This window comes from Niabella sp. CPT15-335-S11 (genome assembly GCF_058792415.1).
In genome coordinates, this window is the sequence record NZ_JBYTEI010000001.1 from 558,558 (window position 1) to 583,958 (window position 25,401).

The 25,401-nt window shown below is 47.0% G+C and carries 20 protein-coding genes; 9 read left to right on the top strand and 11 right to left on the bottom strand.

Annotation, left to right across the window (positions count from 1 at the left end):
- Positions 1 to 31 precede the first annotated feature (31 nt).
- The 8 genes from AC3WS5_RS02260 to AC3WS5_RS02295 all read right to left on the bottom strand — a co-directional run bounded on the left by AC3WS5_RS02260 (position 32) and on the right by AC3WS5_RS02295 (position 8,537).
- Positions 32 to 955, bottom strand: a complete 924-nt coding sequence (locus AC3WS5_RS02260; protein WP_492465570.1) for an NAD(P)-dependent oxidoreductase — start codon at positions 953 to 955, stop codon at positions 32 to 34.
- A 179-nt stretch (positions 956 to 1,134) separates the two neighbouring features.
- A complete protein-coding gene (locus AC3WS5_RS02265; RefSeq protein WP_492465571.1) occupies positions 1,135 to 2,781 on the bottom strand; it encodes an amidohydrolase in 1,647 nt (548 codons plus the stop codon).
- Between the two features lie 105 nt (positions 2,782 to 2,886).
- A complete protein-coding gene (locus AC3WS5_RS02270) occupies positions 2,887 to 3,408 on the bottom strand; it encodes a glutathione peroxidase (RefSeq protein WP_492465572.1) in 522 nt (173 codons plus the stop codon).
- Positions 3,409 to 3,776: 368 nt separating this feature from the next.
- Positions 3,777 to 4,484, bottom strand: coding sequence for a ComF family protein (locus AC3WS5_RS02275; protein ID WP_492465573.1), 708 nt, complete (start codon positions 4,482 to 4,484; stop codon positions 3,777 to 3,779).
- A gap of 8 nt (positions 4,485 to 4,492) precedes the next feature.
- Positions 4,493 to 5,722, bottom strand: a complete 1,230-nt coding sequence (locus AC3WS5_RS02280) for a trans-sulfuration enzyme family protein (protein WP_492465574.1) — start codon at positions 5,720 to 5,722, stop codon at positions 4,493 to 4,495.
- A 134-nt stretch (positions 5,723 to 5,856) separates the two neighbouring features.
- Positions 5,857 to 6,384, bottom strand: coding sequence for a DUF2541 family protein (locus AC3WS5_RS02285; protein ID WP_492465575.1), 528 nt, complete (start codon positions 6,382 to 6,384; stop codon positions 5,857 to 5,859).
- 305 nt (positions 6,385 to 6,689) lie between these two features.
- Positions 6,690 to 7,718 (bottom strand): recombinase RecA, encoded by a 1,029-nt coding sequence (gene recA, locus AC3WS5_RS02290; protein ID WP_492465576.1) that lies wholly within the window; start codon positions 7,716 to 7,718, stop codon positions 6,690 to 6,692.
- 126 nt (positions 7,719 to 7,844) lie between these two features.
- Positions 7,845 to 8,537: a hypothetical protein gene (locus AC3WS5_RS02295; RefSeq protein WP_492465577.1), complete on the bottom strand. Its 693-nt coding sequence runs from the start codon at positions 8,535 to 8,537 to the stop codon at positions 7,845 to 7,847.
- A 386-nt stretch (positions 8,538 to 8,923) separates the two neighbouring features.
- On the opposite strand from AC3WS5_RS02295, the gene AC3WS5_RS02300 reads away from it, so the two are divergent.
- The 3 genes from AC3WS5_RS02300 to AC3WS5_RS02310 all read left to right on the top strand — a co-directional run bounded on the left by AC3WS5_RS02300 (position 8,924) and on the right by AC3WS5_RS02310 (position 11,200).
- Positions 8,924 to 9,277, top strand: coding sequence for a DUF3127 domain-containing protein (locus tag AC3WS5_RS02300; RefSeq protein ID WP_492465578.1), 354 nt, complete (start codon positions 8,924 to 8,926; stop codon positions 9,275 to 9,277).
- A gap of 72 nt (positions 9,278 to 9,349) precedes the next feature.
- Positions 9,350 to 10,024 (top strand): hypothetical protein, encoded by a 675-nt coding sequence (locus AC3WS5_RS02305; RefSeq protein WP_492465579.1) that lies wholly within the window; start codon positions 9,350 to 9,352, stop codon positions 10,022 to 10,024.
- Between the two features lie 72 nt (positions 10,025 to 10,096).
- On the top strand, positions 10,097 to 11,200 hold the full coding sequence (locus tag AC3WS5_RS02310) for an ROK family protein (protein WP_492465580.1): 1,104 nt from the start codon (positions 10,097 to 10,099) through the stop codon (positions 11,198 to 11,200).
- A 3-nt stretch (positions 11,201 to 11,203) separates the two neighbouring features.
- Here AC3WS5_RS02310 and rpoN read toward each other — a convergent pair whose 3' ends face one another.
- On the bottom strand, positions 11,204 to 12,697 hold the full coding sequence (gene rpoN / locus AC3WS5_RS02315) for an RNA polymerase factor sigma-54 (RefSeq protein WP_492465581.1): 1,494 nt from the start codon (positions 12,695 to 12,697) through the stop codon (positions 11,204 to 11,206).
- Positions 12,698 to 13,171: 474 nt separating this feature from the next.
- On the opposite strand from rpoN, the gene AC3WS5_RS02320 reads away from it, so the two are divergent.
- From AC3WS5_RS02320 to AC3WS5_RS02330, 3 genes are read left to right on the top strand one after another with little or no spacing between them, the layout of a single operon-like run.
- A complete protein-coding gene (locus AC3WS5_RS02320) occupies positions 13,172 to 16,381 on the top strand; it encodes a SusC/RagA family TonB-linked outer membrane protein (RefSeq protein ID WP_492465582.1) in 3,210 nt (1,069 codons plus the stop codon).
- A gap of 12 nt (positions 16,382 to 16,393) precedes the next feature.
- Positions 16,394 to 17,902, top strand: coding sequence for a RagB/SusD family nutrient uptake outer membrane protein (locus AC3WS5_RS02325; protein WP_492465583.1), 1,509 nt, complete (start codon positions 16,394 to 16,396; stop codon positions 17,900 to 17,902).
- A gap of 18 nt (positions 17,903 to 17,920) precedes the next feature.
- Positions 17,921 to 18,796 (top strand): LamG domain-containing protein, encoded by an 876-nt coding sequence (locus AC3WS5_RS02330; RefSeq protein WP_492465584.1) that lies wholly within the window; start codon positions 17,921 to 17,923, stop codon positions 18,794 to 18,796.
- Between the two features lie 127 nt (positions 18,797 to 18,923).
- On the opposite strand, the gene AC3WS5_RS02335 is transcribed toward AC3WS5_RS02330, so the two are convergent.
- Together AC3WS5_RS02335 and AC3WS5_RS02340 are read right to left on the bottom strand one after the other, a co-directional pair.
- Entirely contained in the window at positions 18,924 to 19,391 is a 468-nt protein-coding gene (locus AC3WS5_RS02335) for a helix-turn-helix domain-containing protein (protein ID WP_492465585.1), read from the bottom strand.
- A gap of 12 nt (positions 19,392 to 19,403) precedes the next feature.
- A complete protein-coding gene (locus tag AC3WS5_RS02340) occupies positions 19,404 to 19,826 on the bottom strand; it encodes a helix-turn-helix domain-containing protein (protein WP_492465586.1) in 423 nt (140 codons plus the stop codon).
- Between the two features lie 409 nt (positions 19,827 to 20,235).
- Between AC3WS5_RS02340 and AC3WS5_RS02345 the strand changes: the two genes are divergently transcribed.
- From AC3WS5_RS02345 to AC3WS5_RS02355, 3 genes are all read left to right on the top strand, one after another.
- Positions 20,236 to 21,906 (top strand): glucoamylase family protein, encoded by a 1,671-nt coding sequence (locus AC3WS5_RS02345; RefSeq protein WP_492465587.1) that lies wholly within the window; start codon positions 20,236 to 20,238, stop codon positions 21,904 to 21,906.
- Positions 21,907 to 22,162: 256 nt separating this feature from the next.
- On the top strand, positions 22,163 to 23,521 hold the full coding sequence (locus AC3WS5_RS02350; RefSeq protein WP_492465588.1) for a glucoamylase family protein: 1,359 nt from the start codon (positions 22,163 to 22,165) through the stop codon (positions 23,519 to 23,521).
- 128 nt (positions 23,522 to 23,649) lie between these two features.
- Entirely contained in the window at positions 23,650 to 25,389 is a 1,740-nt protein-coding gene (locus AC3WS5_RS02355) for a family 43 glycosylhydrolase (RefSeq protein ID WP_492465589.1), read from the top strand.
- The last annotated feature ends 12 nt before the right edge of the window (positions 25,390 to 25,401 follow it).

Sequence of the window (25,401 nt, forward strand, 5' to 3'; positions counted from 1 at the left end):
GTAATTTATCATTGAAAATTCGTAATTTCCACTACTTATTCACCTGGCAAGTCCTGTCGTCATGCTCAAAGAAATTTACGATTTGTCTGGCAGCCGCGAAACCCGCATTATTATTGGCTTCGGCGGTTTGGGCTCCCATTTTCTTAGGCGTACAATACATCCTGTTCCCACAAACATTATCAATAGATTCTTTATTCGCAGGCTGAATATCCGTCATATACTTGAAGTCCTTGCGTTGCGCAAACATTTTCAATAAACCCTCCTCATCAATCACTTCTCTTCGGGCGGTATTAATTAGGGTTGCGCCCTCAGGCATGGATGAAAGCAGGTTGTAAGTGACACAAGCTCGTGTTTCTTCTTTGAGCGGCATGTGCAGGGAAATGTACTGGCACTTTTCAAAAAGCTCCTCCGGCGTCCGCGCCCGCTTTACATGCTCCTGGTTCAGATACTCGTCGTCCTTGGAAGGCGCATAGGCATATACGTCCATGCCCATGCCCGTCGCTGCCCTGGCCAGGCTCTTCGCTGTATTACCCAAGGCATACAGACCCAGTGTTTTCCCCATCAATTCCGTACCCGAAGTACCATTAAAATAGTTCCTGGCAGCAAATAACATCAGTCCTATGGCCAGCTCACCAACTGCATTGGAGTTCTGACCAGGTGTGTTCATAACCACAATAGATTTTTCCGTAGCCGCATCCAGGTCTATGTTATCATATCCCGCCCCGGCTCGCACGACAATCTCGAGCTGATCGCCAGCTTCCAGCACCTCCCGATCGATCTTATCGCTCCGGACGATCAGCGCATCCACACCATCCATGGCCCTCAGGAGCTGGGCTTTCTCCGTATAAGATTCAAGTAGTTTTAAATAATATCCTGACTCGGTGATTATCTTCCGAATACCTTCTACTGCACTTTTGGCAAAGGGCTTTTCAGTAGCTACCAGTACTGTTTTCATAATTAGAGCAATTGGGTTAGTTATTGAATTCCACCGCTAAGTTAACTCTAAAATTGAACAGATTACAAATTGACGTATCTAAAATCAGCTGTTATTGAATATTTTTCAATATTTCACCGCCTCTGCGGGTAATATTGTTGTCGGCTTGAACTTCGCAAATTCGTTCCCCTGTATGAGAATCATCTGTCATGCTTCGATTCATACACTTTCTCTCCTCCCAGAAAAGTTCTCAGCACCCGGGTCTGCAGGATTTCGTTTTCGGGTATTTTCATCAGGTCCTGGTCCAGGATCACAAAGTCCGCCCACTTGCCCGGTTCCAGGCTTCCTTTCTCTTTCTCTTCAAAATTCGCCCTTGCCGCCCAAATCGTCATCCCTCGGATGGCCTGTTCGCGGGTTAGCGCATTTTCCGGCTGGAATCCTGCCTCCGGTTTGCCGGCAGCATCTTTTCGGGCGATTGCTGCATAAAATGTTTTGAACGGACTAATATCCTCAACGGGGAAGTCGGTCCCCAACGGGATCCATTGATTCTGTTGCATCAGATCGCGGTAAGCATAGGCTGTTTTGATCCTCTCGGAACCCAGCCTCGTTACGGCCCAGTACATATCAGACGTGGCATGAGTAGGTTGTACGGAAGGAATAATACTGTAGTTCCCAAAAAAGTGAAAATCTGCGGGATCTACGACTTGCGCGTGTTCGATCCGCCAGCGTAAATCATTCTTTCCTTTCAGATGCGCAGCATAGATCTTCAACAATTCCCGGTTTGCACTGTCGCCAATAGCGTGCGTGCACATCTGCCAGCCATTGGCTGCAATTTCCCGTGCGGCATCGTCAAAATGAGCGGCATCGCTAAGCATAAATCCCTTCCATCCCGGCTTATCGCTGTACTCTTTCAAAAGGCAGGCGCCCCTGGACCCCAGCGCGCCATCTCCATATAATTTAATAGCTCGAACATTCAGGTGGTTGGTCTTCAATATTCCGTTTTTCTTCAGCCAATCGTAATTACTCTTTTTATCGCTGAGCATCGCGTAGAGTCTCATTTTCAGCTCACCTTTTCTTTGGAGGCTGTCGATCATTTTCACCACCGGAAAATCCAGGCCGCAATCATCAATAGTGGTCAGCCCAACGGCGAAGCAGTTATCCTGCGCCTTGGTCAGCAATTTCACGGTTTCCGTCAGGTCCGGAGCAGGAATCTGATCCGATACACGATCTTTCGCGTTGTCGATCAGCAGCCCGGTAAGTTGTCCATTTTTTTGTTCAAAAGATCCGCCAGCTACCTGGTCACCGATGGTGACTCCGGCAAGCTCAAGGGCTTTTTTATTGGCGATAGCCGCATGCCCGTCGATCCTCACCAGGTAGACAGGTCGATCAGGGAACAGCCGGCTCAGCGCTTCATTGTCCGGAAACTCTTTGAGCTCCCACTTGTTCTGATCCCACCCGCGGCCGATCAGCCATCCATCGTGACTTTGCCCGGCAGCAAATTTTTTGCACCGCTCTAATACTTCCTCCCATCCGGTGGCGCCCTCAAGGTTTACTTCGCCTAGTCCGTTTGCATAGCCCACAAAATGAGCATGGGCATCAATAAATCCGGGGTATATGAACTTCCCGCCCACATCAAGTGTCTCCGCCGGTTTATATGTAGAGCCCAGCTTCCGCCGACTACCTATGGCCAATATCTTTCCGTCCCGGATGACCAGGGCATCAGCTTTGCTGAAAGCATCATCAACCGTATAGACGGTTGCGTTGTAAACCAACAAGTCTGCCTTTTCAGCGGAAGTACAAGATTGTAATAATGTTAGAACAATCGCCATCACCAGGAAAAACCGCATGGTTTCAATTTTGTATGGCGAATGTAAATCAAAAGAACGGGTATTCCGGTTGCTCTACACTTTTTTAAAAGCTAAAACCGGTACCGTTTCTACACGAGGCTACTTTCAGTTCAGGTATTTCAGGATACTCTCGCTCATGGGCTGTGTTTTCGGGGTGAAGGTAGCCACCAGCTCACCTTTTTCATCCAGCAGGAACTTACCGAAATTCCAAGTGACAGGATTTTCCAGCCCTTTCTTTTTGGCTTCCTCTTCCAGGTATTTGTATATGGGCGCAATTTCTTTTCCCTTAACAGAGATTTTCGCGGCCATCGGGAAAGTTACCCCATAATTCTTTGTGCAGAACTCGGCAATCTCCTGATTTGAACCGGGTTCCTGTCCCAGAAAATTATTGGCGGGGAAACCTACGATCACTAATTTATCGTGATATTTTTTATAGAGTTGCTCAAGTCCTTCGTATTGGGGGGTATTTCCGCATTTGCTGGCCGTATTGACGATCAGAATTTTCTTGCCTTTAAAATCACTAAAATCGATGTTACCTCCAGTGAGTCCCTGTACTTTGAAGGAATAGATCGGGCTGGCGCCGGAAAGGGCAGCTGAAATAAACAGCGTGAGAAATAATGTTTTCATGATTGTTTCTTTTTGTTCGGTACAAACCTTTGTTGATTAACCTGCCAAAGTTACAACAGCAAATATTTGGCTTTCTATGCTAAGTATCAATGCGCTGCCGGCTATGTGCCGGCTGTTTACGGGATTACAGAGCAGACCTGATATATCTTTCGGTTTTTGCCCCGACCCCGATGCAAGATAGACAACAATTTTGAACCCGTTTGGGTTTAAAATATCCTGCTAAATTGACGATAGGTCCGGAATTTCGAAAATCGTACCCACCGAAAAAGATAAATAAAGCTGGACATGGAAGAAAATTTTGAAATCGCCAGAGAGGTGGTTTTTGACAGGTGAATCAAATCTCAACTTTTCAACACGCGTGTGTCTCCCTAAATATCGCTCGCATAACAGAGGGTCGCGACGCTGAGCCTTACTCCTTCTGCCTGTAACAGCGCTGTGGCGCAGGCTTCCAGCGTAGCCCCGGTAGTAATGACATCGTCAACCAGCAACAAATGTTTTCCCGTTATTTTGGCCGGGTTAGATAATGTAAAGTTCCCCTCCAGGTTGCGCCATCGCTCCTCCCGGCCTTTGTGCGTTTGGGAACTGGCCGCATGCGGCCGGAAAACTACGTCGCTGGCAGTTTCCACGTGAAGGATGCTTGTCATCGCTTCACACAGGACGGCAGCCTGGTTATATCCCCGTTTTCGCTCTTTTTCTTTAAACAGGGGCAAGGGAATCAAAACGTCCATTTCCTCAAACCGGCCACTATTCAATAACTGTAAACCCATCAGGGTGCCCAACTGAAAACCAAGTTCCCTGTTCCCTTTGTACTTGAACTGATGAATCATTTCTTTGACCGCCGAGTCGCCCGAAAAATAAAACTGCGAGCTAGCCTGGTAGAAACGAATTCTACCTGCCAGCATTTTCTCAACGGGGTTATCGGCGTATTTCTCGAACCCAGTCTCCGGTAGTTGTTGCAGGCAATCCAGGCAGATCCGGCTGCCGGCGGGAAGTGCATCTGTCCCGCACCCTGCGCAGATCTGCGGATACAACAAATGCAGCAGGGAGTCTTTGATATTTGCCAGTCTTGACCTCATGGCTGGCTTCAGTCACTCAGCGCCTGATCCAGGTCGTTAAGGATATCCGAAATACTTTCAATGCCTACGCTCATGCGAATCAGGCCGTCGGTAACTCCCGATTTGAGTCGTTCTTCCCGTGCCATCCCGGAATGAGACATAGAGGCAGGGTGTGAAATCAGCGTGTCAACGGTTCCCAGCGAGACTGCACGCGTACAGACTCTCAGCCGGTTGATGAATTTCTTGCCAGCTTCCAGTCCGCCTTTCAATTCGAAACTCAGAATAGCCCCGGCATGTCTCATTTGTTTTTTTGTCACTTCATATCCCGGGTGGTCTTCCAGGCCATTATAATTCACTTTTGAGACGGCAGCATGTTTATTCAGAAAGCGGGCCACTTCCATCGCATTGCTGCAGTGTTTGTCCATACGCAGCGCCAGGGTCTTGATCCCGTTCAACAACAGAAAAGCATCGAAGGGGCTGCTGTTACCACCCAGTAATTTATAAGTCTTATAAACTTTCGTCTTCATTTGTTCCAGATCGCGGCCCAGCAATACGCCGCCAATGGCATTGCCATGACCGTTCAGAAACTTGGTGGTTGAATGATAAACGAAATCCACGCCGTACTTAAAAGGTTGCTGCAGGTAAGGAGTGGCGAAAGTGTTGTCAATGCTCACTTTCACATTTTTCTGTTTCGCCAGATTGCAAACACCTTCAATATCTGTGCAGTCCATGGTAGGATTAGCCGGCGTTTCCATGTGGATGAGTCTCAGTTGAGGCGTCTCGTCCAGGATCTGTTCCACAGTATTCAGGTTGCTTAGGTCTGCGAACACCGGCCGGATTGCCAGACCGGGCAGGATATCGTGAAGAAATTCAAAAGTACCTCCATAAACAGATTCGTTGGATAACACTACATCTCCTGCCGAGAGGTTGCTTAGAAAAAGGGTCGCCATCGCGGCTTGTCCGCTGGCGTGCAGGATGGCTTTCAGCTTCAGAGGATTGCCGCTCTCATCGCTGATGCCGAAGGATTCCAGTTCTTCAATGGCTTCTTCCGCAGAGGTGGTGGTTGGATTGCCGAACCGCGAATAGATATACCCCGCTTCCTTGCCCATAAAGCGATTCATGCCTTGTTCGGCGCTGTCGAATGTAAAAGTTGATGTTGCGAACACGGGCATGATATGTGCCTTTTCGCCTTTCTGTTGATGGCCGCAATGAACGGCTGCCGATTCAAAATCGGCAAAAAACTGTTCCTTCTTACTCATGAAATGGTCTAAAGTTTTGATGATTTAACCTTTTAAAGGTAGGTAATTTCAGCCAGCCCCTAACGAGACCGACCAAAACAAAACGGACCCCTGCCGACTGACAGAGGTCCAAGAATTAAACCCTGATCAAATTATTAACGTCCGTAAACAGTGAGTCTTGTCTTAAAATGCCCTCTCGCCCGTCGACCGTAATTATAGTCGTTATTATAGTCATTATACCAAACCATGACCTCGCGAATCGTACCATTATACCTTGGCAGGTTGATGGTAGCTGACCCGTTATTCAGGCGGTCCATCCTGCCGTTATTAAATATATTTCTCGAGCTCAATTCTTCGGTCCTGCCGTTGTCGTAACGGACGGCGACACGCGAAATGCTTATTGATCTATCCAAATCAAGTCTGAGTTGCGAAATGCCCCGGCTGCGATGACCTTTCACATGGATCTTTTCATAATTATGCTTACTGGAGATCTTCCGGCTGCCCAGCTCAATCCAGTCTCGGTTATAACGGTCGTTCCCGTAATAGCCGTCATTTCTATTGTAAACGTCTCTGTCGTAAACGCCGCGATTGCGCCAGCGTCGATCGTCTTCCCTTTGGGCGTGGATGCCAGTAACACTCAATACTGCAACAAGCACTATCAACAGACTGATATATTTTTTCATAATGTTCACTTTAATGGTTAAAAATGGTTCTTACTTCCCTGGGTCAGAATGGCCATTCGATTTACCAGTTATTGTTACTATATTGACGATGCAAAATCATGATTGGACAACAGGATTTCCTAAATATTTGCAAAAAAATAGCCGCCATCTTTCGAAAGCGGCATTACTAACCCTTCTATAAAAATCTTTTCAGCTTATTCTAAAACTATCACTGGCATCACTTCTGTACCTTAGCTATATCACTTCTGTACTTCGACGACATCTTCTCTGAACCTCGATGACTTTATTCCCTAACTTCAACGACTTTACCCCCGTACCTCAGTGATCTTCTCACGGATTTTCGCTTCAATTTCATTAGACAACTCGGGGTTATCAAATAAAAGATTTTTCACAGCATCGCGTCCCTGCCCCAGCTTATCGCCGTTATAACTATACCAGGATCCGCTTTTCTGGATAATATTCATATCCACGCCCATATCGATGATCTCACCTGTTTTAGAAATACCCTCGCCAAAAATAATATCAAATTCAGCAGCCCTGAACGGGGGAGCCACCTTATTCTTCACGACCTTGACCTTTACACGGTTTCCAATGGCTTCGTCGCCATCTTTAATTTGGGAGATCCGCCTGATATCCAGCCTAACCGAGGCGTAGAATTTCAGCGCGTTTCCGCCGGTAGTCGTTTCGGGATTCCCGAACATCACGCCGATCTTCTCCCGCAATTGGTTGATGAATATACAAATGGTATTAGTCTTCGAAATGGTAGCCGTCAGCTTCCTCAGCGCCTGGCTCATGAGACGTGCATGCAGTCCCATTTTGCTATCACCCATTTCCCCTTCCAGTTCGCTCTTGGGTACCAGGGCTGCCACCGAATCAATTACGACCACATCCAGCGCTCCTGAAAGGATCAGCCTGTCGGCAATTTCCAGGGCCTGCTCTCCATAATCCGGTTGAGAGATCAGCAGGTTATCGACGTTTACTCCAAGTTTCTTTGCATAAGCATTGTCAAAAGCGTGCTCCGCGTCAATGATCGCGCACATCCCGCCTTTCTTCTGGGCCTCTGCAATTACATGGATCGCAATGGTGGTCTTACCCGAAGACTCTGGCCCATAGACCTCGACCACCCTTCCCCGGGGCAACCCGCCAATTCCGAGGGCCGTATCCAGCCCAATAGAACCAGTCGAAACCACTTCCTGCACAACGGAAGCCTTTTCATTCATCAGCATTACACTGCCTTTACCATAGTCCTTATCAATTCTTTCCATGGTAAGTTTCAACGCTTTCAACTTTTCTGCATTGATTTCCATCGTTGCGGATTTATCTGTTTTTGCCATGACCAAAATTACTATTTAGCTGTATCCACTATAATTTAATTATCAACAACAAAACTAATAGATTTAGCAATAGAAAACTAATCTATTTAGAATTTATGCTGCATTTGCATAATTTAGCGGGAGTCCTTAGGTCGTAAGATAAGCCAGCATCACGGCAATTGCTCCCGCGGCCAGTCCCCAGTAAACTTCCCGGGCTGTATGATCAGACAGGATCAGTCTGGACGTGCATACCAATCCCGTAACCAGCAATCCGATGGACACATAGACATCTCTGCCCGCTTGCAGATTAGGTGATAATCCGATTAAAAACGCCGCGGCTACTCCCAGCGCAATAGCGTGCATGCTCACCTTCATATAAATATTGAAGAGCAGTCCAATGGCTGAGGCCAGGAACACACCCAGCGAAAACACGACCAGTTCACGAGGCGTTTCTGGAAGGTTGCGCCACACATACCAGATCCAGAAATACCAGATATTGCTGATAACAAAAGGAATGATCCGATCCCTCCTTTCCTTCAGGGTGATAGACGGGATCAGGTTAAGGGCGCGCAATAAAAAAACTGATACGATCGGAAAAAAAGTATAATTCACAAAAGCCTGCATCAGCGTGAATGCCTTATCCCTGTCAGAAAACCCGGCAAACACATATGGGTGGAGGTACAGTAGGAAAAAGACCATGTACAGCGGCACAAACGCGGGATGAAAGATATACGTCAGTATTCTTGCTGCGACGCGCAATGCCGGATGAAAGACTGGCGTCTCCGGATCGGGAACTTCATGCAACTGTTCATCACCGCCCACAATAAGCTTCGTATTCATAACCTTGATTAACCTGCAAAATACGATTTTCAACGACACGTTAGACGAGATATTAGACGCTACATCCTTGCTTACCGATTTACTGCCGAAGGCAGGCAGGGATTTTACCCGCCCCACCCGAATCGACTGGTTCGATTGGGCGGGTGTACCGAACGATACGTTCGGGCGGGGACGCAAAACGAGATATTTAATGGCGAATTGAAAATTAAGAGGGCCGTTAATTTAAACAAGGTTCCTCCTATTACAGAACCTTTCGTAATTCGTCATTCGCCATTCAACTACTCCGGCCGATTACGCTTGCAATCTTTCTCCACGCGGCTGTTAAACCGTCGGCCACCTAAAATCTAAATATCTATATTTGCATCCTTAACAAAAGCAAATCAAACATGGAATTGACGGCAACCCTGGTACAGGTATTACCCTTGCAGAGAGGAACGGGAAAAAATGGTGAGTGGAAAAAACAGGACATCATCGTGCAGACGGAAGGTCAGTACCCAAAGAAGGTTTGCGTGAGTATCTGGGGTGATAAGATCAACGAGAATCTGCTGCAGACCGGGCGTCAGCTTACCATCTCCTTTGATGTTGAAAGCCGCGAATATAACGGACGCTGGTACACCGACGTGAAAGCCTGGAAGGTAGAACCTGCTAAGGGCGCCGGCGGCGACCCGCGCTATGCCGATAACCCGCCCGCCGAAGATTACAGCGACCTCCCCGAAGGCGCGGACGACCTGCCATTCTAAGTTCTTCTTTTTATTACCATTTTTTTAAAACTCGAACCAGTAACTTCATACCCTAAAACAGGTAAAAAATATATGAGAAGCGTACTCATTGTACTCCTGATGATATCCGTGTTGTACAGTTGCAAGAGCGGAAAAAATGAACCCGGTACTGGTGAAAAAGATTCAAATGCAGTTAACCTGAATGAACTGCCCGATTCACTCAAATTCAGATCAACCCCCGGAGGCGAAACTCCCATTGTAAATAAGGACTCCGTGCTGAAAGAACTGACCAAAGAGGTTTTTACACTGATCAGAGATAAAAAATATCAGGCCCTGGATTCACTGATACACCCCGAGCAGGGCGTTCGCTTTTCGCCTTATTCCTACGTCAGCCACTCCGATAAAAAATTCTCTAGGGAAGAGTTTGCCCGCTTGTTCGGGAAGAACAGGCACGTAAAAATCAACTGGGGAAACTATGACGGCAGCGGAGATCCAATTATCCTGACGGCTACGGAATATTTCAGAAGATTTGTGTACGACACCAACTACGTGCACCCCGAACATCTGATGGTCAACCAGGTCATCGGCAAAGGTAATACCACCAATAACATCCATAGTTATTACGCCGGGGCCGATTTCACTGAAAGCTTTTTTTCCGGCACGCGAAAAAACGAAGCCGTGGACTGGCGGGCCGTACGACTGGTATTTGCTGAGAAAAATGGTAAGTACTACCTGATAGGAGTGATCCACGATCAGTGGACCATCTGATCAAATCTTTGAAGATATTAGATATTATTCGATATTATTGGAAGCAGACGACAACTTAAATTCTGACTGTTTATGTATAGCAACGACAACCGTACCGTCATGACCCTCGATGCCGGCGGAACAAATTTTGTATTCTCCGCCATAAGAGGACAGGGCGAAATTATAGATCCCATCACCCTTCCTTCCTGTGCCCATGATCTGGATTTGTGCCTGGATACGATCGTTACCGGCTTCAGGCAGGTGATGAATACACTTGCCAGCCCTCCGGTGGCTATTAGTTTTGCTTTCCCCGGTCCCGCAGATTATGAGAATGGTGTTATCGGCGACCTGCTGAACCTGCCTTCATTCCGGGGCGGCATCGCACTTGGGCCATTCCTGAAGAAGACCTTCAACCTACCCGTATATATTAATAACGACGGGAACCTCTTCGCTTACGGAGAAGCACTGGCGGGCTCGCTGCCCGAGATCAATAGCAATCTCCAAGCTGCCGGCAGCCGTAAACGTTATAAGAACCTGTTAGCTGTAACCATTGGTACCGGATTTGGCGGCGGTGTGGTTATCAATAATAACCTGCTGCTTGGCGATAACGGTTGTGGAGGTGATGTGTGGCTCTCGGCTCACGTTCAGGATACCAGCCTGATTGCAGAAGAAGGTGTCAGCATCAGGGCCGTGATTCGCAGATACCGCGAATTATCCGGTTCCACAGCGGAAAATCTAACACCAAAAGATATCTACGACATTGCAGAAGGCAAAGTCGTAGGCGACCAGCAAGCTGCCATTGCCAGTTTTGAGGAACTCGGCAGGGCGGCCGGCTTTACCATTGGAGAATCGCTGAATATTGTGGATGGCCTCGTTGTAGTAGGTGGCGGTATTGCACATGCTCAGAAATATTTCCTGCCTGCATTGGTGAAGGAACTCAACGGGACCAGGAAAAGACTGGACGGACCGGTGTTTCCGAAACTGCAGATGAAAGCATTCAATTTGCTGAATGAAGAGGAGTACCGCGAGTTCACACTGGATGATTCCAGAACGGTAACTATTCCAGGAACAGAAGAGCAGGTTCCCTACCAGGTATCAAAAAAAACGGGTGTAACGGTGAGTAAACTGGGTACGAGCAAAGCTGTATCGTTAGGGGCTTATGCTTATGCTCTGGCGAGGTTGGATGCGGGAGAATGATGTTCAGACCAGTTCCTTCCTGAGCCGGGCAACAGGTATATTTAGCTGTTCGCGGTACTTAGCAACCGTGCGCCTGGCAATATTATAGCCCTTTTCCTGCAGCATGTCTGTCAGACGCTCATCACTCAGCGGGTGTCTCTTACTTTCCATGTCGATCAGGTCGGTCAGGATCTTCTTCACCTCACGGGTCGATACTTCTTCTCCGCTATCCGTACTCAGTGATTCACTAAAGAAAAATTTAAGCCGGTAGGTTCCGAATTCCGTTTGGACAAACTTACTATTTGCCACACGGCTGACGGTGGATATATCCAGGTTGGTTTTTTCGGCAATATCTTTTAGGATCATCGGGCGAAGGGTCGTCTCATCACCGGTCAGGAAAAACTCCTGCTGGTGGTTCATGATGGCGGTCATGGTATCCATCAGCGTGTGTTGCCTTTGTTTAATGGCATCAATAAACCATTTGGCCGCATCAATCTTTTGCTTGATAAACAACACCGCTTCCTTTTGCTGCCGATCTTTTTTGGGACCCCGTTCATAGTCTTTCATCATATCCCTGTAACCCTCGCTAATCCTCAGTTCGGGGGCATTGCGACTGTTCAGGGTCAGTTCTAGTTTTCCGTTGTTGTTCATGATGAAAAAATCGGGAACCACATAGCTTTCTGCCTTATTGATCGTGCCGAGATTACCTCCTGGCTTGGGATTCAGTTTTACGATCTGCATCATCACTGCCTTCAACTGTTCTTCGGTAAGGCCCAGGCCGCGTTGTATTTTTTCGTAATGCTTCTTGGTAAATTCGTCGAAATAATTCTGGAGGGCTTTGATGGCCATATCCACATCCTTACCTTCTTCTTTCTGACGCTGCAGTTGCAGGAGCAGACATTCGGTAAGGTTCCGGGCGCCTACGCCCGGTGGATCAAACTGCTGAATCATAGCAATGATCCTGTCCACTTCTGCCGGAGTGGTTTCGATGTTTTGGCGAAACGCCAGGTCGTCCACCAGCGCAGGCGTATCCCGTCGCAGGTATCCGTCTTCATCAATGCTTCCGATAATATGTGCAGCGATCTTTTTTTCCTTTTCTGAGAGGGTTAACAAACCGAGCTGACTGACCAGGGTATCGTAGAAACTGGTCTCGGTTTTTACAGGCAGTTGGCGATTATCATCATCGTCGCCATATTGATCATCCCTTACTTTGTAATCGGCAATCTCGTCATCACCATCATGAAGGTATTCGCTGACATCCACTTTATCATAATCTTCCACGCTCCCGTCCTTTTCTTCATAATCGTCATCGGTATCCGGACTTTCAAACTCATCAGCGTATTCATCTTCGTTCTTCTGACCTTCTTCATCCAGCTCCAGTGCCGGATTTTCTTCCATTTCTTCTTTAATTCGTTCTTCCAGGTTAGCCGTGGGGACCTGCAGCAGTTTCATCAGTTGAATCTGCTGTGGGGAAAGCTTTTGTAAAAGCTTTTGTTGTAAGGTTTGTCCAAGCGCCAAGGTATAAAAAATTAAAATCGGCCCTTCCCTCAAAAATCAGGCCGTAATCTTGCAAATGTACAGAATCCGACCTTTTAAAAAATTTTTTATTCCCCCTCAATTGTGCTATATTAGACAATTGTTAACAGCGAGACAATGAAGTTGCCGTTGTCCAATATAACAAGAGCGCGGTCTGCGGGGATTAAAGGCGCAGTTTGCGACCCTCCTGCAGACAATATCCGGCTGGTTTCAGCGGGCAGTATCGAATCAATAAAAAAGTGTTAAAATTTGAATTCTGATAATTGTCATATTGCATCCCGGATTCGTACACAACAAAAATCTCTTATTCGGTATCTTTGGCGCCGTCGAAACTAAAAACTAATTCGAGTATTTATCTGTCTGCAGTGAGGATAAGAACAATTCATAATTACTCGGCCATGGATGTTTTTAATTTAAATTGCAGGTAACCATTGAAAAAAATAAAAACCCATTCATATGCAAAGTTTGAAAAAGGGAACCGGCTTCCCGTTACGTAAAAGGATACAAATGCTGCCGGCGCTGCTGGTTGGCTTATCCCTGCTTTTTGCGGTTCAGGCTTTTTCTATTGGCGTCTTTCACGCCGCGGCCTGGACTGGTACGGACTTTCCGCAGGGCAAAGTTTCCCACAGTACGAATCCCTCCCCCTGGTTATTGTCGGAAATTGGCCTGAATTACCCGTGGATTAATACCGAAAACCTAAAAACAAGCACTCCATCCGTCCTGACAAAAGTTGTAGGGGTAAAAGGTTCGGTGATGGATGAAAACGGCGCCCCGCTGATGGGTGTGTCGGTTATGGTGAAGGGCAGCACCCTTGGCACCACTACCGATGCGGAGGGAAATTTCACGCTGAATGTTCCCGATGCTAACGCGACCCTCGTGTTCAGCGCTGTGGGGCACACGACAAAAGAAGAACCCTTGAACGGGAGAACAGAATTAGTCGTTGTCCTGGCCACTTCCCGGGAGACCCTTGAACAAGTGGTGGTGATTGGTTATGGTACAGCTGCCAAAAGAGACCTTGCCGGTTCCATTGCAAAAGTGGATGCCAAAGATATTGCTGATAAGCCAGCCTCAAACCCGCTCAATCTTCTGCAGGGTAAAGTATCCGGGTTACAGGTGGTTGCCTCGGGCAGGCCAGGGGCGGAACCCGATATCAGAATCAGAGGTACCAATAGTATCAACGGTGCGAAGCCGGTTTATATAGTCGATGGAATTCTTAATGATAATATTAATTTTCTGAACCCAGCAGATATCGAATCCATCGAAGTATTGAAGGATCCATCTTCGCTGGCAATTTTTGGAGTAAGAGGCGCCAACGGGGCGATTGCCATCACCACAAAAAAGGCGAAAAAAGGACAGGTAAATGTTAGTTTCAATACTTCTTTTGGCATTAAGAAAGTTCAAAAACGTATCGACGTAACTAACGGACCTCAATTTAAAATGCTCTATGATGAACAGATGGCGAACATGGGAACAACTTTTAATGACCAATTCTACAAGGCGAATACTAACTGGCAGGACGAGATTTTTCAGACGGCCAAACTGAATTACAATAACCTGAGTGTATCAGGATCTACAGAAAAAAATAAATTTTATCTGGGACTCGGATACAACAATGAGGATGGTTTGATAAAATATGAGAAATACAAGAAATACACCTTAAACTTCAGCGACGAGTTCAGCGTTTCTAAAGCACTCAAATTCGGAGCCAACTTTAATGTTTATTATGCAGAACTGCCTGTTGAGAGAAGCGTAGGAGCCGCAGTGGTTGCGGCGCCGATAGCCCCGGTTTACGATCCCGGCGGCTCTGGCTTTTTATACTCATTACCGGCATTTCAACGGGCGCAGGTATTTAACCCGATGGTAATGATTGAGTTGGGAAAATTCACCCAGATCCGGAAGGAATACAGGGGCGTGGGCAGTGTGTTTGGTGAACTGAATTTTCTAAAGGACTTTACTTTCCGGGCGCAGTTTTATGCTGATTATGGATTCAATACATCCAGAAGCTATTCTCCAATATTCGTTGTTTATAACCCGGATATCGTTGGCGCGAATAAGCTGGATTCTACAACCAGGAAAACCTCAGTCAACCAGAATCAGAATATTTATCCAAAAACACAGATGGATTACCTGCTGACTTATAAAAAGAAAACGGGGTTTCATGACATCACAGCCATGGGTGGTGTAACTACCTATTATTCGGGTTTTGAAGGAGTTGGCGCAAGTGTGCAACAAGGCAATTCAGACATTATACCCAATGAAAGCCGGTTCTGGTATGTGGATGCCGTTGGAGATGCGTCTACTAGGCTTGGGAGCGGTTCAGCTTGGGAAGATGCAACGGTTTCGTATCTGGCGCGGGTTTTATATAATTACAATAGAAAATATTTACTCAATGCCTCTTTCAGAAGGGACGGCAGCAGCCAGTTCTACAAAATCGGGAATCAATGGAAAGACTTCGGTGCTGTGGGGGCGGCTTGGGTAGTCAGTAACGAATCATTTTGGCACCGTGGAGATGTCGTAAATAATCTGAAAATTAAAGGTTCCTGGGGCGTTTTAGGTAGCAAAAATATTCCGAATGCTTTTCGTTATCCCGCATATCCGGTACTCACAAATCAAAACGCCGGAGTGTTTGGTGAAAATGTTGTAAATGCTCTACAGCCCAGTTACCAGGTTTCTCCAAACCTGAACTGGGAAACAGTACGCAGCTATGAGGCAGGACTTGAAATAGACTTGCTGGGGAATACAGTGCACTTCGAAGGCGTCTATTATAATAAGAAAACCAAGGACGTTATTACGCTCCTGGATCAGGGCGCGGGTCTATTGCCGCTTTTGGCAAACCTCGGGACCATCCAGAACTCAGGTGTGGAGCTATCTGCGTCATGGAATAAGACCTTTGAAAATGACCTGACCCTGGGCGTTAGTGGTAATTTCACTACCATAAAAAACGAAGTACTGAGTCTGAACCAAAAGGGTTTTGAAATAATAAACGGTCCATCCAGAACAACACAAGGGTATCCAATCGGATACTTTTATGGATACGTACATAATGGAATTTATCAGACAAAACAGGAAGTTGTAGAAAGCCCTGTTTCCAACCTAAAAGTTATGCCGGGTGATATCAAATACAAGGACATCAACAACGATGGGAAAATTACGCCGGATGACAGAACGATGATTGGGAACCCCACGCCAGATTTCACTTATGGGGGATCCATCAACCTGGGGTATAAAGGATTAGACCTAGGCGTTGACGTGCAAGGCGTTTACGGAAATGAAATTTACCGGGCCTGGAACCAGGGAACTTTCGCTGACTTCAACTACCTGGTCGGCAGATTGGACCGCTGGCACGGCGTAGGGACTTCTAACTGGGAACCCATTTTGAATACCGGAAGATCCAATAATTACCAAAATTCAAGTTACTGGATTGAGGACGGAAGCTTCTTTAGAATCAGAAACCTGCAATTGGGTTACAGGTTCAAACCGGAAGTTCTGCAACATGCAAGAATAAAGTCGCTGAGGATTTATCTAAATGCTCAAAACCTGGCAACTTTCTCACATAACACAGGATATACCCCTGAAATTGGTGGTTCTGCTACCAGTTTTGGTGTGGACAATGGCACATATCCGGTTCCGGCAATCTACACTGTTGGGTTAAACCTTAATTTTTAAATCGCTTTACTCATGAAAATGAAAATTTATTATATAACGTACCTGTTTGTAGCTGCTGTCACCGTCTTGTCCATTTCTTCTTGCAAGAAGAATTTCCTGGACCGGAAGCCTCTCGGTAGATATACATCAGAAGATGTAAGCGTAGGCGCACTAGATAGTAAGGTCTTTGCGATGTATGCCTACCTTAGAGCAAACGGCTTTAATGATCACTTGTATCTGGGTATCACCAGCTACCGATCCGATGAATCACAAAAAGGAAGTACGCCTTCGGATGGTGCCGTGCACGGCGCCATGTATGACGATTTTCAATATGACGCTACCAACGCCGGTTTGCAGACCTTCTGGCGAGATCACTATTTGGCTATCAATGCAGCAAACGGTATTATTAAAGACGTGGACTCTTTGGGTGCTAAAGCGGATGCATCCACGTTGATCAATAGGGCCGAAGCTAATTTTATCCGGGCCTATTGCTATTTCGATCTGGCTAGGGCCTTCGGCAGGGTGCCAAAGATTGATTTTGTGGGAACTGCAGCTCAGTTGAACATTCCGAAGGTCGCCGACGTTAGTGAAATATTCACGTTAATTGACGCTGATTTGCAGAAAGCAGCTGAAGTTTTGCCGATTACCTGGGACCCCAAATACATTGGCAGGCTAACCAAGGGCGCGGCGTTGGCACTACAGGTTCGAACATTTTTATGGCGGAAAAACTGGGGCTCAGCACTAACAGCTGCCAAGACCTTAATAGGTATGAACCGGTATAGCCTGGTTCCAAACTACCGCAGCCAGTTTACAAGAGAAGGCGAAAACGGACCTGAATCCATTTTGGAAATTCAGGCCTATTACACGCCTACTAACGATCAGGGTATTATTTACGCCAATGTGCAGGGAGTGAGGGGCTCAGGTTCCTGGGACCTTGGGTGGGGATGGAATGTACCCACCGATATCCTGGTCAATGAGTTTGAAACCGGTGATCCACGGAAGGCAGCAACTATCCTTTTCTCGGGGCAGACAGATCCCTATTACGGGGGCGCGGTCCCGGCTTATCCGGCCCCACTTGCACAACCCTACTGGAATATGAAAATATATACGAATCCTGCCGACAGATTATCATTGAATAACCGGTTTGGACGTTGGATGAATCACCGGCTGATAAGGTATGCAGATGTTCTTCTAATGGCGGCTGAAGCGGCCAACGAACTGGGAGGCCCCCAGAACACCACCGATGCCCTTTCCTATTTGGAAATGGTCAGAGCACGTGCGCGTGCTGGAAACAACTCTATTTTGCCCGCTGTTACGACTACAGACCAAAACGCTATTCGAAATGCTATACGGCATGAACGGTTTGTAGAACTAGGCATGGAAGAACAACGGTTTTGGGATATTGTGCGGTGGGGAATCGACGTTACCGTTATGCATGCTGCGGGAAAAAATGCTTACGCAATTAAACACAGGTTATTGCCTTTACCCCAGGGAGAGATTGATAAATCAGGCGGCGTGTTAAAGCAAAACCCAGATTATTAAAAAAAATTGTAACCGATTATGAAAAGGAATCTAACATATATCTTGGCTTTTCTGCTAGTTGGAATCATTTTCTCCTGCCAGAAAATGTATCGCCCCCCATTAGGAGAAATCATTAAAGATCCGGAACCTCCGGCCTACAACCCCTTAAAAAGTTTTTTCGCGTTTGAAAATAATTTGACGGATCAGGGTGAAAATAAACTTTCAGCCAGCCAGTCGAACACCTCTTATGGACCAGGGATTACAGGGCAGGCTATACAAATAGGACTCAGGGGTTACGTTCTGTTGCCTGTTGCTGGCGACACCGTAAAATATCCCAATAAGTTTATTGGAATTCCAAAGGACACCATCGAAAATATCGGGAGCGTCAGCTTTTCCTTCTGGATGAATGGTACAACCATGCCCATCGCTGGCGGTGCGCAAGGTTTGTTTTCAATTTCACATGGATCCAAATTCTGGGGAAATTTCGACTGCTTTTTAGAAAACTATTCAGATGCTACTGATCCCAGCGCAGCTTTTTTTAAATTCCACCTTTACAACAAAGATGTTGAGCAGTGGGTGGCTAACAATCAGTTTAAGATAAAAAATGTGCTTGGCAGATGGACGCATATCGTGGCCACTTATGATGGATCAAATTCAACTTTTGCCTTGTACAAGGATGCCGTGCTGGCCGGGACCGTTACATTGAAAAATGGAAGCTACGGACCATTAAAGTTCAACAACTTCAACGGTATCGTATTGGGCAGTTTCCAATTCCAGACAAATCCATCACGAACCTCCGCTGCAACAGCTCAGGATTGGGCACTATCTTTTAAGGGGAGTCTGGATCAGTTCCGAATTTACAATAAAGTCTTAAGCGCTTCGGAAGTGCAGCAACTCTTTACAGGTAAACAATAAATATTCTCTCAACCGGACTTTATGTTAGACCAGGGGGCAGGCACCAGGAGACCGGTCGCCCCCGGTCTAATTCCGTAAGAGAGCTACTTAATTGCTTTATCTTTTGGTCAACCTGGTCCTCCGAAATCTAATTTCTACTCTTTGCTCCTTTGTTTTTGACAGGACCTGTTTGCGTGGTCCCTTTTTTCGACGCAACATCTTTAAACGTTTCCCTCTCCATTTTGATCAACTCTTCAAAAAGCTTCACAGCTTGTTCAAGCGAAAAACTGTTCACGGTCTCAATCTTGCCTGTCCCAACCATACCTCCATTTGTTGCATGCACACCGCAGTTCTCATAAAAATTATTGGTGTAATAAAGAACATTTTCGGTATTGAAATTTTTTAGCCCATCGAGACTAACACCTAGTGCCACCGCCACTTTGGCCAGGCGCTCATCATCCACACGTTCTGTTTGTTCGAGCTTGGACACTGCCTGTTTAGTAACACCGAGACGCTCGGCCAGCTCCAGTTGAGTGATCCCAACCAAACGCCTGACGCTGCCAATTTTAACTCCTACATGCCGGTTCCCATCCAGGAATTTTGATTCAATTTCCATATTAGCAATATTTTAAATTCTATTTTTTGCATTTAGCAGGATTTCAATTTTTTCACGCTCACTGTTAAGCAAACGTTCATATAACTCAACCACCTTTTCCAACGGATTGATGTGTTGATGAGCAATACCGCTTCCATTATTGGCGCCGTTTATGGTGGAGTCTTTATAATGATTGATATTGTATATGGCTCTTGCCACGTCGAATTTTCTGATCAGATCCGGCGTAACCCCAAGGGCTACAGACAGCTTCTGCAACATACTATCTTCTATCACCGGTTGATTTTCTATTTGTGACAGTTGCGGTTGCGAAATCCCCAATTCCCTGGCAAGCACTTCCTGTTTTATACTATAATAGATCCGGATTCTCTGCGCATTTCTTCCCTGGTGATTTTCCTCCAGAATTTCCAGGTCTTCCCCGTTTTTTTGCTCACTCATATCAATACTTTAACCCAAATATAATAAAAGTCAACCTGGATCTGATATTAGACAACCTTATTTTTGAACCGGAAAAACTGTATAGACTTATGTTACATTAAATTCCTGCCGGTTGCAAAGCCCTACCAGCATAATATTTTATCGTTGTCTGTATATAAAGCAGCGGTTAGTACTATGCGTTATTATCTGCAAATATACGCAGGGGCCGCCCTCCTCCGTTTCAGGCGCAAACAACTTTACGATGTACAACCTTTGGTTTACCTGGTCTCCGCACGAAAGAGGTTAAAAAACTTAGCCCGATCCCCGCGTTATTCGCTAGCCCCGAATCTTTCTTACCTTTAAATGAGTAAACGGAATCTTCCTTGACTCAGAAAAATTCATTGTTTCAATTTCAGCTATCCCCCTAAGTATGATATGGTCCGGTAAATATATCGCCTGTGCGCTCGCACTTCTGTCACTGATCGCCTGTAAAAAGGAATCTAAACCGCCTCCCGCTCCACCAGCGACCATTTCCCTCGTTACATCGTCGATTAATAATATTGTCCTTGGAGATAATACAGGCATTAACAGCCAACCCGAAATTCGCCTCCGCTTTTCCCAGCCTTTGCAACCCGCTTCACTGACCTCAGGTATTGTCCTGGCAGACGGGAGCGGAACAAACGCCGCTTTTAGCAGCACCCTCAACAACGGAGACTCTGTCGTGATCCTCAGACCTTCCAGGCTCAACTTCCTCACCCGCTACGATCTTTCACTTGGAATAGGACTGGCCTCCAGAGAAGGCGGCAGATTATCGGCGCCTATATCTAAAAGTTTCTCAACGGGACTGGACTCTTCCCGGAAATTTACACCGATTAGTGATGATTCTTTACTGACCCTGGTACAGAAACAGACCTTCAAATACTTCTGGGATTTCGCGCATCCCGTTTCGGGTCTGGCGCGGGAAAGAAGCAATGGAAACAATAACCTGGTAACGTCCGGAGGTTCAGGGTTTGGCATCATGGCCCTGATCGTGGGTGCAGACCGCGGGTTCGTCACACACGCGCAAGCGCTGATCCGTGTGCAGACTATCGTTGCATTCTTGAAAAATCAGGCCCAGACTTTCCACGGCGCATTCCCCCATTGGCTCGATGGCACCACCGGCGCTGTGATTCCCTTCAGTGCTAACGACGATGGCGCCGACCTCGTAGAGACCTCTTACCTGGTACAGGGACTGCTCTGCGCACGCCAGTACTTCAACGATCCCGGCGCAACAGAAACCACCCTGCGCACAGATATCAACAGCATCGTGGGCAAGGTGGAATGGAACTGGTTCAGACAAAACAACCAGGACGTTCTTTACTGGCACTGGAGCCAGGACAAGGGCTGGGTCATGAATATGAAAATACTTGGATGGAATGAGTGCCTGATCACCTATGTGCTGGCGGCAACCTCTACAACCTACGGCATTCCGAAAGCAGTCTACGATGCCGGGTGGGCACGGAATGGCGCAATCAGAAACGGGAAGACTTTTTATGGCTATACCCTGCCGCTGGGTGAGGACTATGGCGGACCCCTCTTCTTTGAGCACTATTCCTTCCTGGGCCTCAACCCGAAAAAATTGAAAGACAGTTACGCCGACTATGCCCTCCAGACCACCAACCACACACTTATCAATTTTAACTATTGCCGATCCAACCCCAAGGGATATTACGGCTACAGCGATTCCGTATGGGGCCTCACCGCCAGCGATATAAAAGGTGGTTACACTGCGAGCTCGCCCGCCAATGACCAGGGCTATATTGCACCCACAGCAGCGATATCATCCATGCCGTACACCCCAAATGAATCGATGGCTGCACTAAAATTTTACTACTATGTCCTGGGGGATAAAATTTGGAAGGACTACGGTTTTGTAGATGCTTTTTCCCTTGACATATTAAAAAACAACGGCCCCTGGTTCGCCAATTCATACCTGGCCATCGACCAGGGCCCAATCATCGTGATGGTCGAAAACTACCGGACCGGCTTGCTTTGGAATCTGTTTATGAGCTGCCCTGAAGTTCGTTCAGGGCTCACAGGCCTGGGATTCACGGGGTTTTAATCGACTTATCCTGCTGTTTAAATTCGATAAAATACGCACTTTACCACCACAGCTTTCGGCAAACCGTAAATCAGTCCAGGAAACCGCCTCGCTCCGATCATCAGAAAAAGAAAATAACTGAAAACCACGCAGGACCAACCTGCTGCCAATGAGTCAACAGCCCGACCCGGAACCATCGGCGGAAATTGAAGATTCAAGCATAATGCGTTACTTTGTAAATTGATTTTCAAACTGGTTAACGACAAATGTTTTCGATATGTATGTGAAACAATTTCTGCTCCCACTGATCTTATTTTTGACGCTCTCTTTCCAGGCAACCGCCCAGAAGGTATCCGTAAAAAAATCAGCCTCCATTCCCTACACGCTGAAAATCGATCCCAATATTTCCGATTCAGCACTCGTGGACCTGGTTCAAAAACAAACCTTACGATATTTCTGGGACTTCGCACATCCCGTCAGCGGTATGGCCAGGGAACGAAGCAACGAATCTTTTCGCTACGGCAGAGAAGTAGTAACTACCGGCGGTACCGGTTTTGGCGTAATGGCCATCGTCACCGGTGTAAACCGCCGCTGGATCGAAAGGGATACAGCAGCCCGTTTTCTGCTTAAAATGGTGAAATGGCTGTCGAAAGCCGATTCCTACCACGGCGTATTCCCCCATTGGTACAATGGCGAGACTGGTAAAACCATCCCGTTCAGCCGTAAAGACGACGGCGCTGACCTGGTGGAATCTTCTTTCCTCCTGCAGGGACTCCTCTGTGCCCGCCAATATTTCAACCAGGATATACCTGTTGAGCGCGAACTGAGAGGTCGCATCAATTCTCTCTGGAACGATGTGGAATGGGACTGGTTCACACGAGAAGGGAGGGAAGTCCTGTATTGGCACTGGAGCCCCAATAACGGATGGGCCATGAATTTTCCGCTTCGCGGATTTAATGAATGCCTGATTACTTACGTGCTGGCCGCTTCGGCAGACCGTTACCCGGTATCCAGCCGCGTTTATACAAACGGTTGGGCACAAAGTGATTTCTTCAAAAACGGCAAAAAATTCTATAACTACACATTGCCGCTAGGGTACGACTACGGCGGACCACTTTTCTTTTCCCATTACTCATTCCTGGGACTAAGCCCAAAGGGCCTCCGGGACCGGTACGCAGACTATTGGGAACAAAACCAAAATCACACCCTCATCAATTATTCCTATTGCGTGGATAATCCCAAAGCCTTCAAAGGATATGGACCAAACGCTTGGGGTCTCACTGCCAGCGACGACCCTGACGGCTACAGCGCACATCAACCAAAAAATGACAACGGCACGATAACGCCCACCGCAGCCTTGTCCGCCTTCCCCTACACGCCCGACAAGAGCATGAAGGCATTGCGCTATTATTATAGCACCCTAGGAAATAAGATCTGGACTGAATATGGGTTTACCGATGCGTTCAATGAAACCCGCAACTGGTACGCAGGGAGCCATCTGGCCATCGACCAGGGCCCGATCGTTGTTATGATTGAGAACTACCGGACAGGCCTGCTCTGGAATCTTTTTATGAGCAGCCCGGAAGTGCAGCGCGGCCTGAAAAAACTGGGATTTGAAAGCACTTACTTTAGATAAAGGCGTGTTGGCAATCTGGATGGCGTTCGTCGAAGGGAGTTTGAATGTACCCGCTTTAGATAAAATAGGATCGCGGGACCTGGTCGGAAGAGACAGAATAATTGATGCATTTTCAAAAAAAACCGAAAATGAGAAAAAATATCTTGTTGGCCATCGTGGCACTATTTAGTTTTACCGGGATAACGGCACAGCAAAAAACTTATTGCAATCCGATCAATATCGACTACGGATACACGCCCATTCCCAATTTCGCTACCTGGGGGCGGCACCGCGCAACAGCCGATCCGGTTATTGTTAATTATAAAGGCGATTATTATTTATTTAGTACAAATCAATGGGGATACTGGTGGAGTAAAGACATGCTGAACTGGACCTTTATTTCAAAAAAATTTCTGCGGCCATGGAACACGGGTACCTACGATGAATTGTGTGCTCCCGCCGTAGGTATCGTAGGTGATACGATGCTTGTATTTGGCTCTACTTACACCCGGAATTTTACCCTGTGGATGAGTACTAATCCTAAGGAAAACCAATGGAAACCCCTCATTGATTCTTTTGAGATCGGCGGATGGGACCCTGCATTTTTTACTGATGATGACGGCAGGTTTTACATGTACAACGGCAGCAGCAACGTATACCCATTATACGGGATAGAACTCAACCGCCATACCTTCCAACCGATCGGCACCCGTAAGGAAATGTATTTCCTGCAGGGCTGGCGCTACGGATGGCAGCGTTTTGGCGAATATAATGACAACACCTTCCTGGATGCCTTCATAGAAGGCGCCTGGATGACGAAACACAACGGTAAATACTATCTCCAGTACGGCGCACCCGGCACGGAGTTCAGCGGTTACTCCGACGGTGTGGTGGTCGGCAATACGCCCCTGGGTCCGTTCACTGCGCAGTCTGACCCCTACAGTTCCAAAGTAGGCGGATTTGTGCGGGGCGCGGGGCATGGCGCTACTTTTCAAGATAATTCCGGGCAGTACTGGCATGTATCCACCACAGTGATCTCAGTAAAAAACACCTTTGAGCGCCGCATCGGGATCTGGCCCGCTGGTTTTGATAAAGACGGCGTGATGTGGTGCAATACCGCTTTCGGCGATTACCCCGCTTACCTGCCTACCGCAAACCGCGGCAAAACCGGACCGGGATGGATGCTTTTGAATTATAACAAACCGGTTCAGGTTTCTTCCACACTCGGCGGCTACCACCCAAACCAGGCGGTGGACGAACTGATCAAAACCTACTGGAGTGCGCGTACCGGCAACAAAGGCGAATGGATTCAAACCGACCTGGGCAGCGTCTCCACCGTTCATGCAGTACAGATCAATTATGCAGATCAGGATGTGGGCCAGGACCGGCTGGGAAAATTCACCAACCAGTTCCACCAGTACATCCTTTACTATTCCACCGATGGGAAGAAATGGAAAGTTTTGGTAGATAAGAGCAGGAACAAGACCGATGTTCCGCACGACTATGTAGAATTGGAAAAACCGGTGGAAGCCAGGTATATCAGACTGGAAAACATCCACATGCCTACCGGCCTGTTTGCCATCAGTGGACTGCGGGTCTTTGGAAACGGCCACGGAAACAAACCTTCGCCCGTGCAGAACTTTATCGTATTGAGAACGGAAAAGGATCCGCGCAGCGCCTATATCAAATGGCGACCTTCAGACGATGCTTATGCTTATAACATTTATTATGGCATTGCACCGGATAAACTATACAATTGCATTATGGTACATTCGAACAATGAGTATTGGATGAAGGGCATGGATTCCAAAAAAACGTATTACTATTGCATCGAAGCCATTAACGAAAATGGCGTAAGCGAAAGAACCAATATACTAAAAGTAGAATAATAACTTAAAGCA

Excerpts from the sequence above, each read along its gene's own strand:
- AC3WS5_RS02260 (WP_492465570.1), bottom strand. The coding sequence starts at position 955 with ATGAAAACAGTACTGGTAGCTACTGAAAAGCCCTTTGCCAAAAGTGCA.
- AC3WS5_RS02265 (WP_492465571.1), bottom strand. The coding sequence starts at position 2,781 with ATGCGGTTTTTCCTGGTGATGGCGATTGTTCTAACATTATTACAATCT.
- AC3WS5_RS02270 (WP_492465572.1), bottom strand. The coding sequence starts at position 3,408 with ATGAAAACATTATTTCTCACGCTGTTTATTTCAGCTGCCCTTTCCGGC.
- AC3WS5_RS02275 (WP_492465573.1), bottom strand. The coding sequence starts at position 4,484 with ATGAGGTCAAGACTGGCAAATATCAAAGACTCCCTGCTGCATTTGTTG.
- AC3WS5_RS02280 (WP_492465574.1), bottom strand. The coding sequence starts at position 5,722 with ATGAGTAAGAAGGAACAGTTTTTTGCCGATTTTGAATCGGCAGCCGTT.
- AC3WS5_RS02285 (WP_492465575.1), bottom strand. The coding sequence starts at position 6,384 with ATGAAAAAATATATCAGTCTGTTGATAGTGCTTGTTGCAGTATTGAGT.
- recA (WP_492465576.1), bottom strand. The coding sequence starts at position 7,718 with ATGGCAAAAACAGATAAATCCGCAACGATGGAAATCAATGCAGAAAAG.
- AC3WS5_RS02295 (WP_492465577.1), bottom strand. The coding sequence starts at position 8,537 with ATGAATACGAAGCTTATTGTGGGCGGTGATGAACAGTTGCATGAAGTT.
- AC3WS5_RS02300 (WP_492465578.1), top strand. The coding sequence starts at position 8,924 with ATGGAATTGACGGCAACCCTGGTACAGGTATTACCCTTGCAGAGAGGA.
- AC3WS5_RS02305 (WP_492465579.1), top strand. The coding sequence starts at position 9,350 with ATGAGAAGCGTACTCATTGTACTCCTGATGATATCCGTGTTGTACAGT.
- AC3WS5_RS02310 (WP_492465580.1), top strand. The coding sequence starts at position 10,097 with ATGTATAGCAACGACAACCGTACCGTCATGACCCTCGATGCCGGCGGA.
- AC3WS5_RS02320 (WP_492465582.1), top strand. The coding sequence starts at position 13,172 with ATGCAAAGTTTGAAAAAGGGAACCGGCTTCCCGTTACGTAAAAGGATA.
- AC3WS5_RS02325 (WP_492465583.1), top strand. The coding sequence starts at position 16,394 with ATGAAAATGAAAATTTATTATATAACGTACCTGTTTGTAGCTGCTGTC.
- AC3WS5_RS02330 (WP_492465584.1), top strand. The coding sequence starts at position 17,921 with ATGAAAAGGAATCTAACATATATCTTGGCTTTTCTGCTAGTTGGAATC.
- AC3WS5_RS02335 (WP_492465585.1), bottom strand. The coding sequence starts at position 19,391 with ATGGAAATTGAATCAAAATTCCTGGATGGGAACCGGCATGTAGGAGTT.
- AC3WS5_RS02340 (WP_492465586.1), bottom strand. The coding sequence starts at position 19,826 with ATGAGTGAGCAAAAAAACGGGGAAGACCTGGAAATTCTGGAGGAAAAT.
- AC3WS5_RS02345 (WP_492465587.1), top strand. The coding sequence starts at position 20,236 with ATGATATGGTCCGGTAAATATATCGCCTGTGCGCTCGCACTTCTGTCA.
- AC3WS5_RS02350 (WP_492465588.1), top strand. The coding sequence starts at position 22,163 with ATGTATGTGAAACAATTTCTGCTCCCACTGATCTTATTTTTGACGCTC.
- AC3WS5_RS02355 (WP_492465589.1), top strand. The coding sequence starts at position 23,650 with ATGAGAAAAAATATCTTGTTGGCCATCGTGGCACTATTTAGTTTTACC.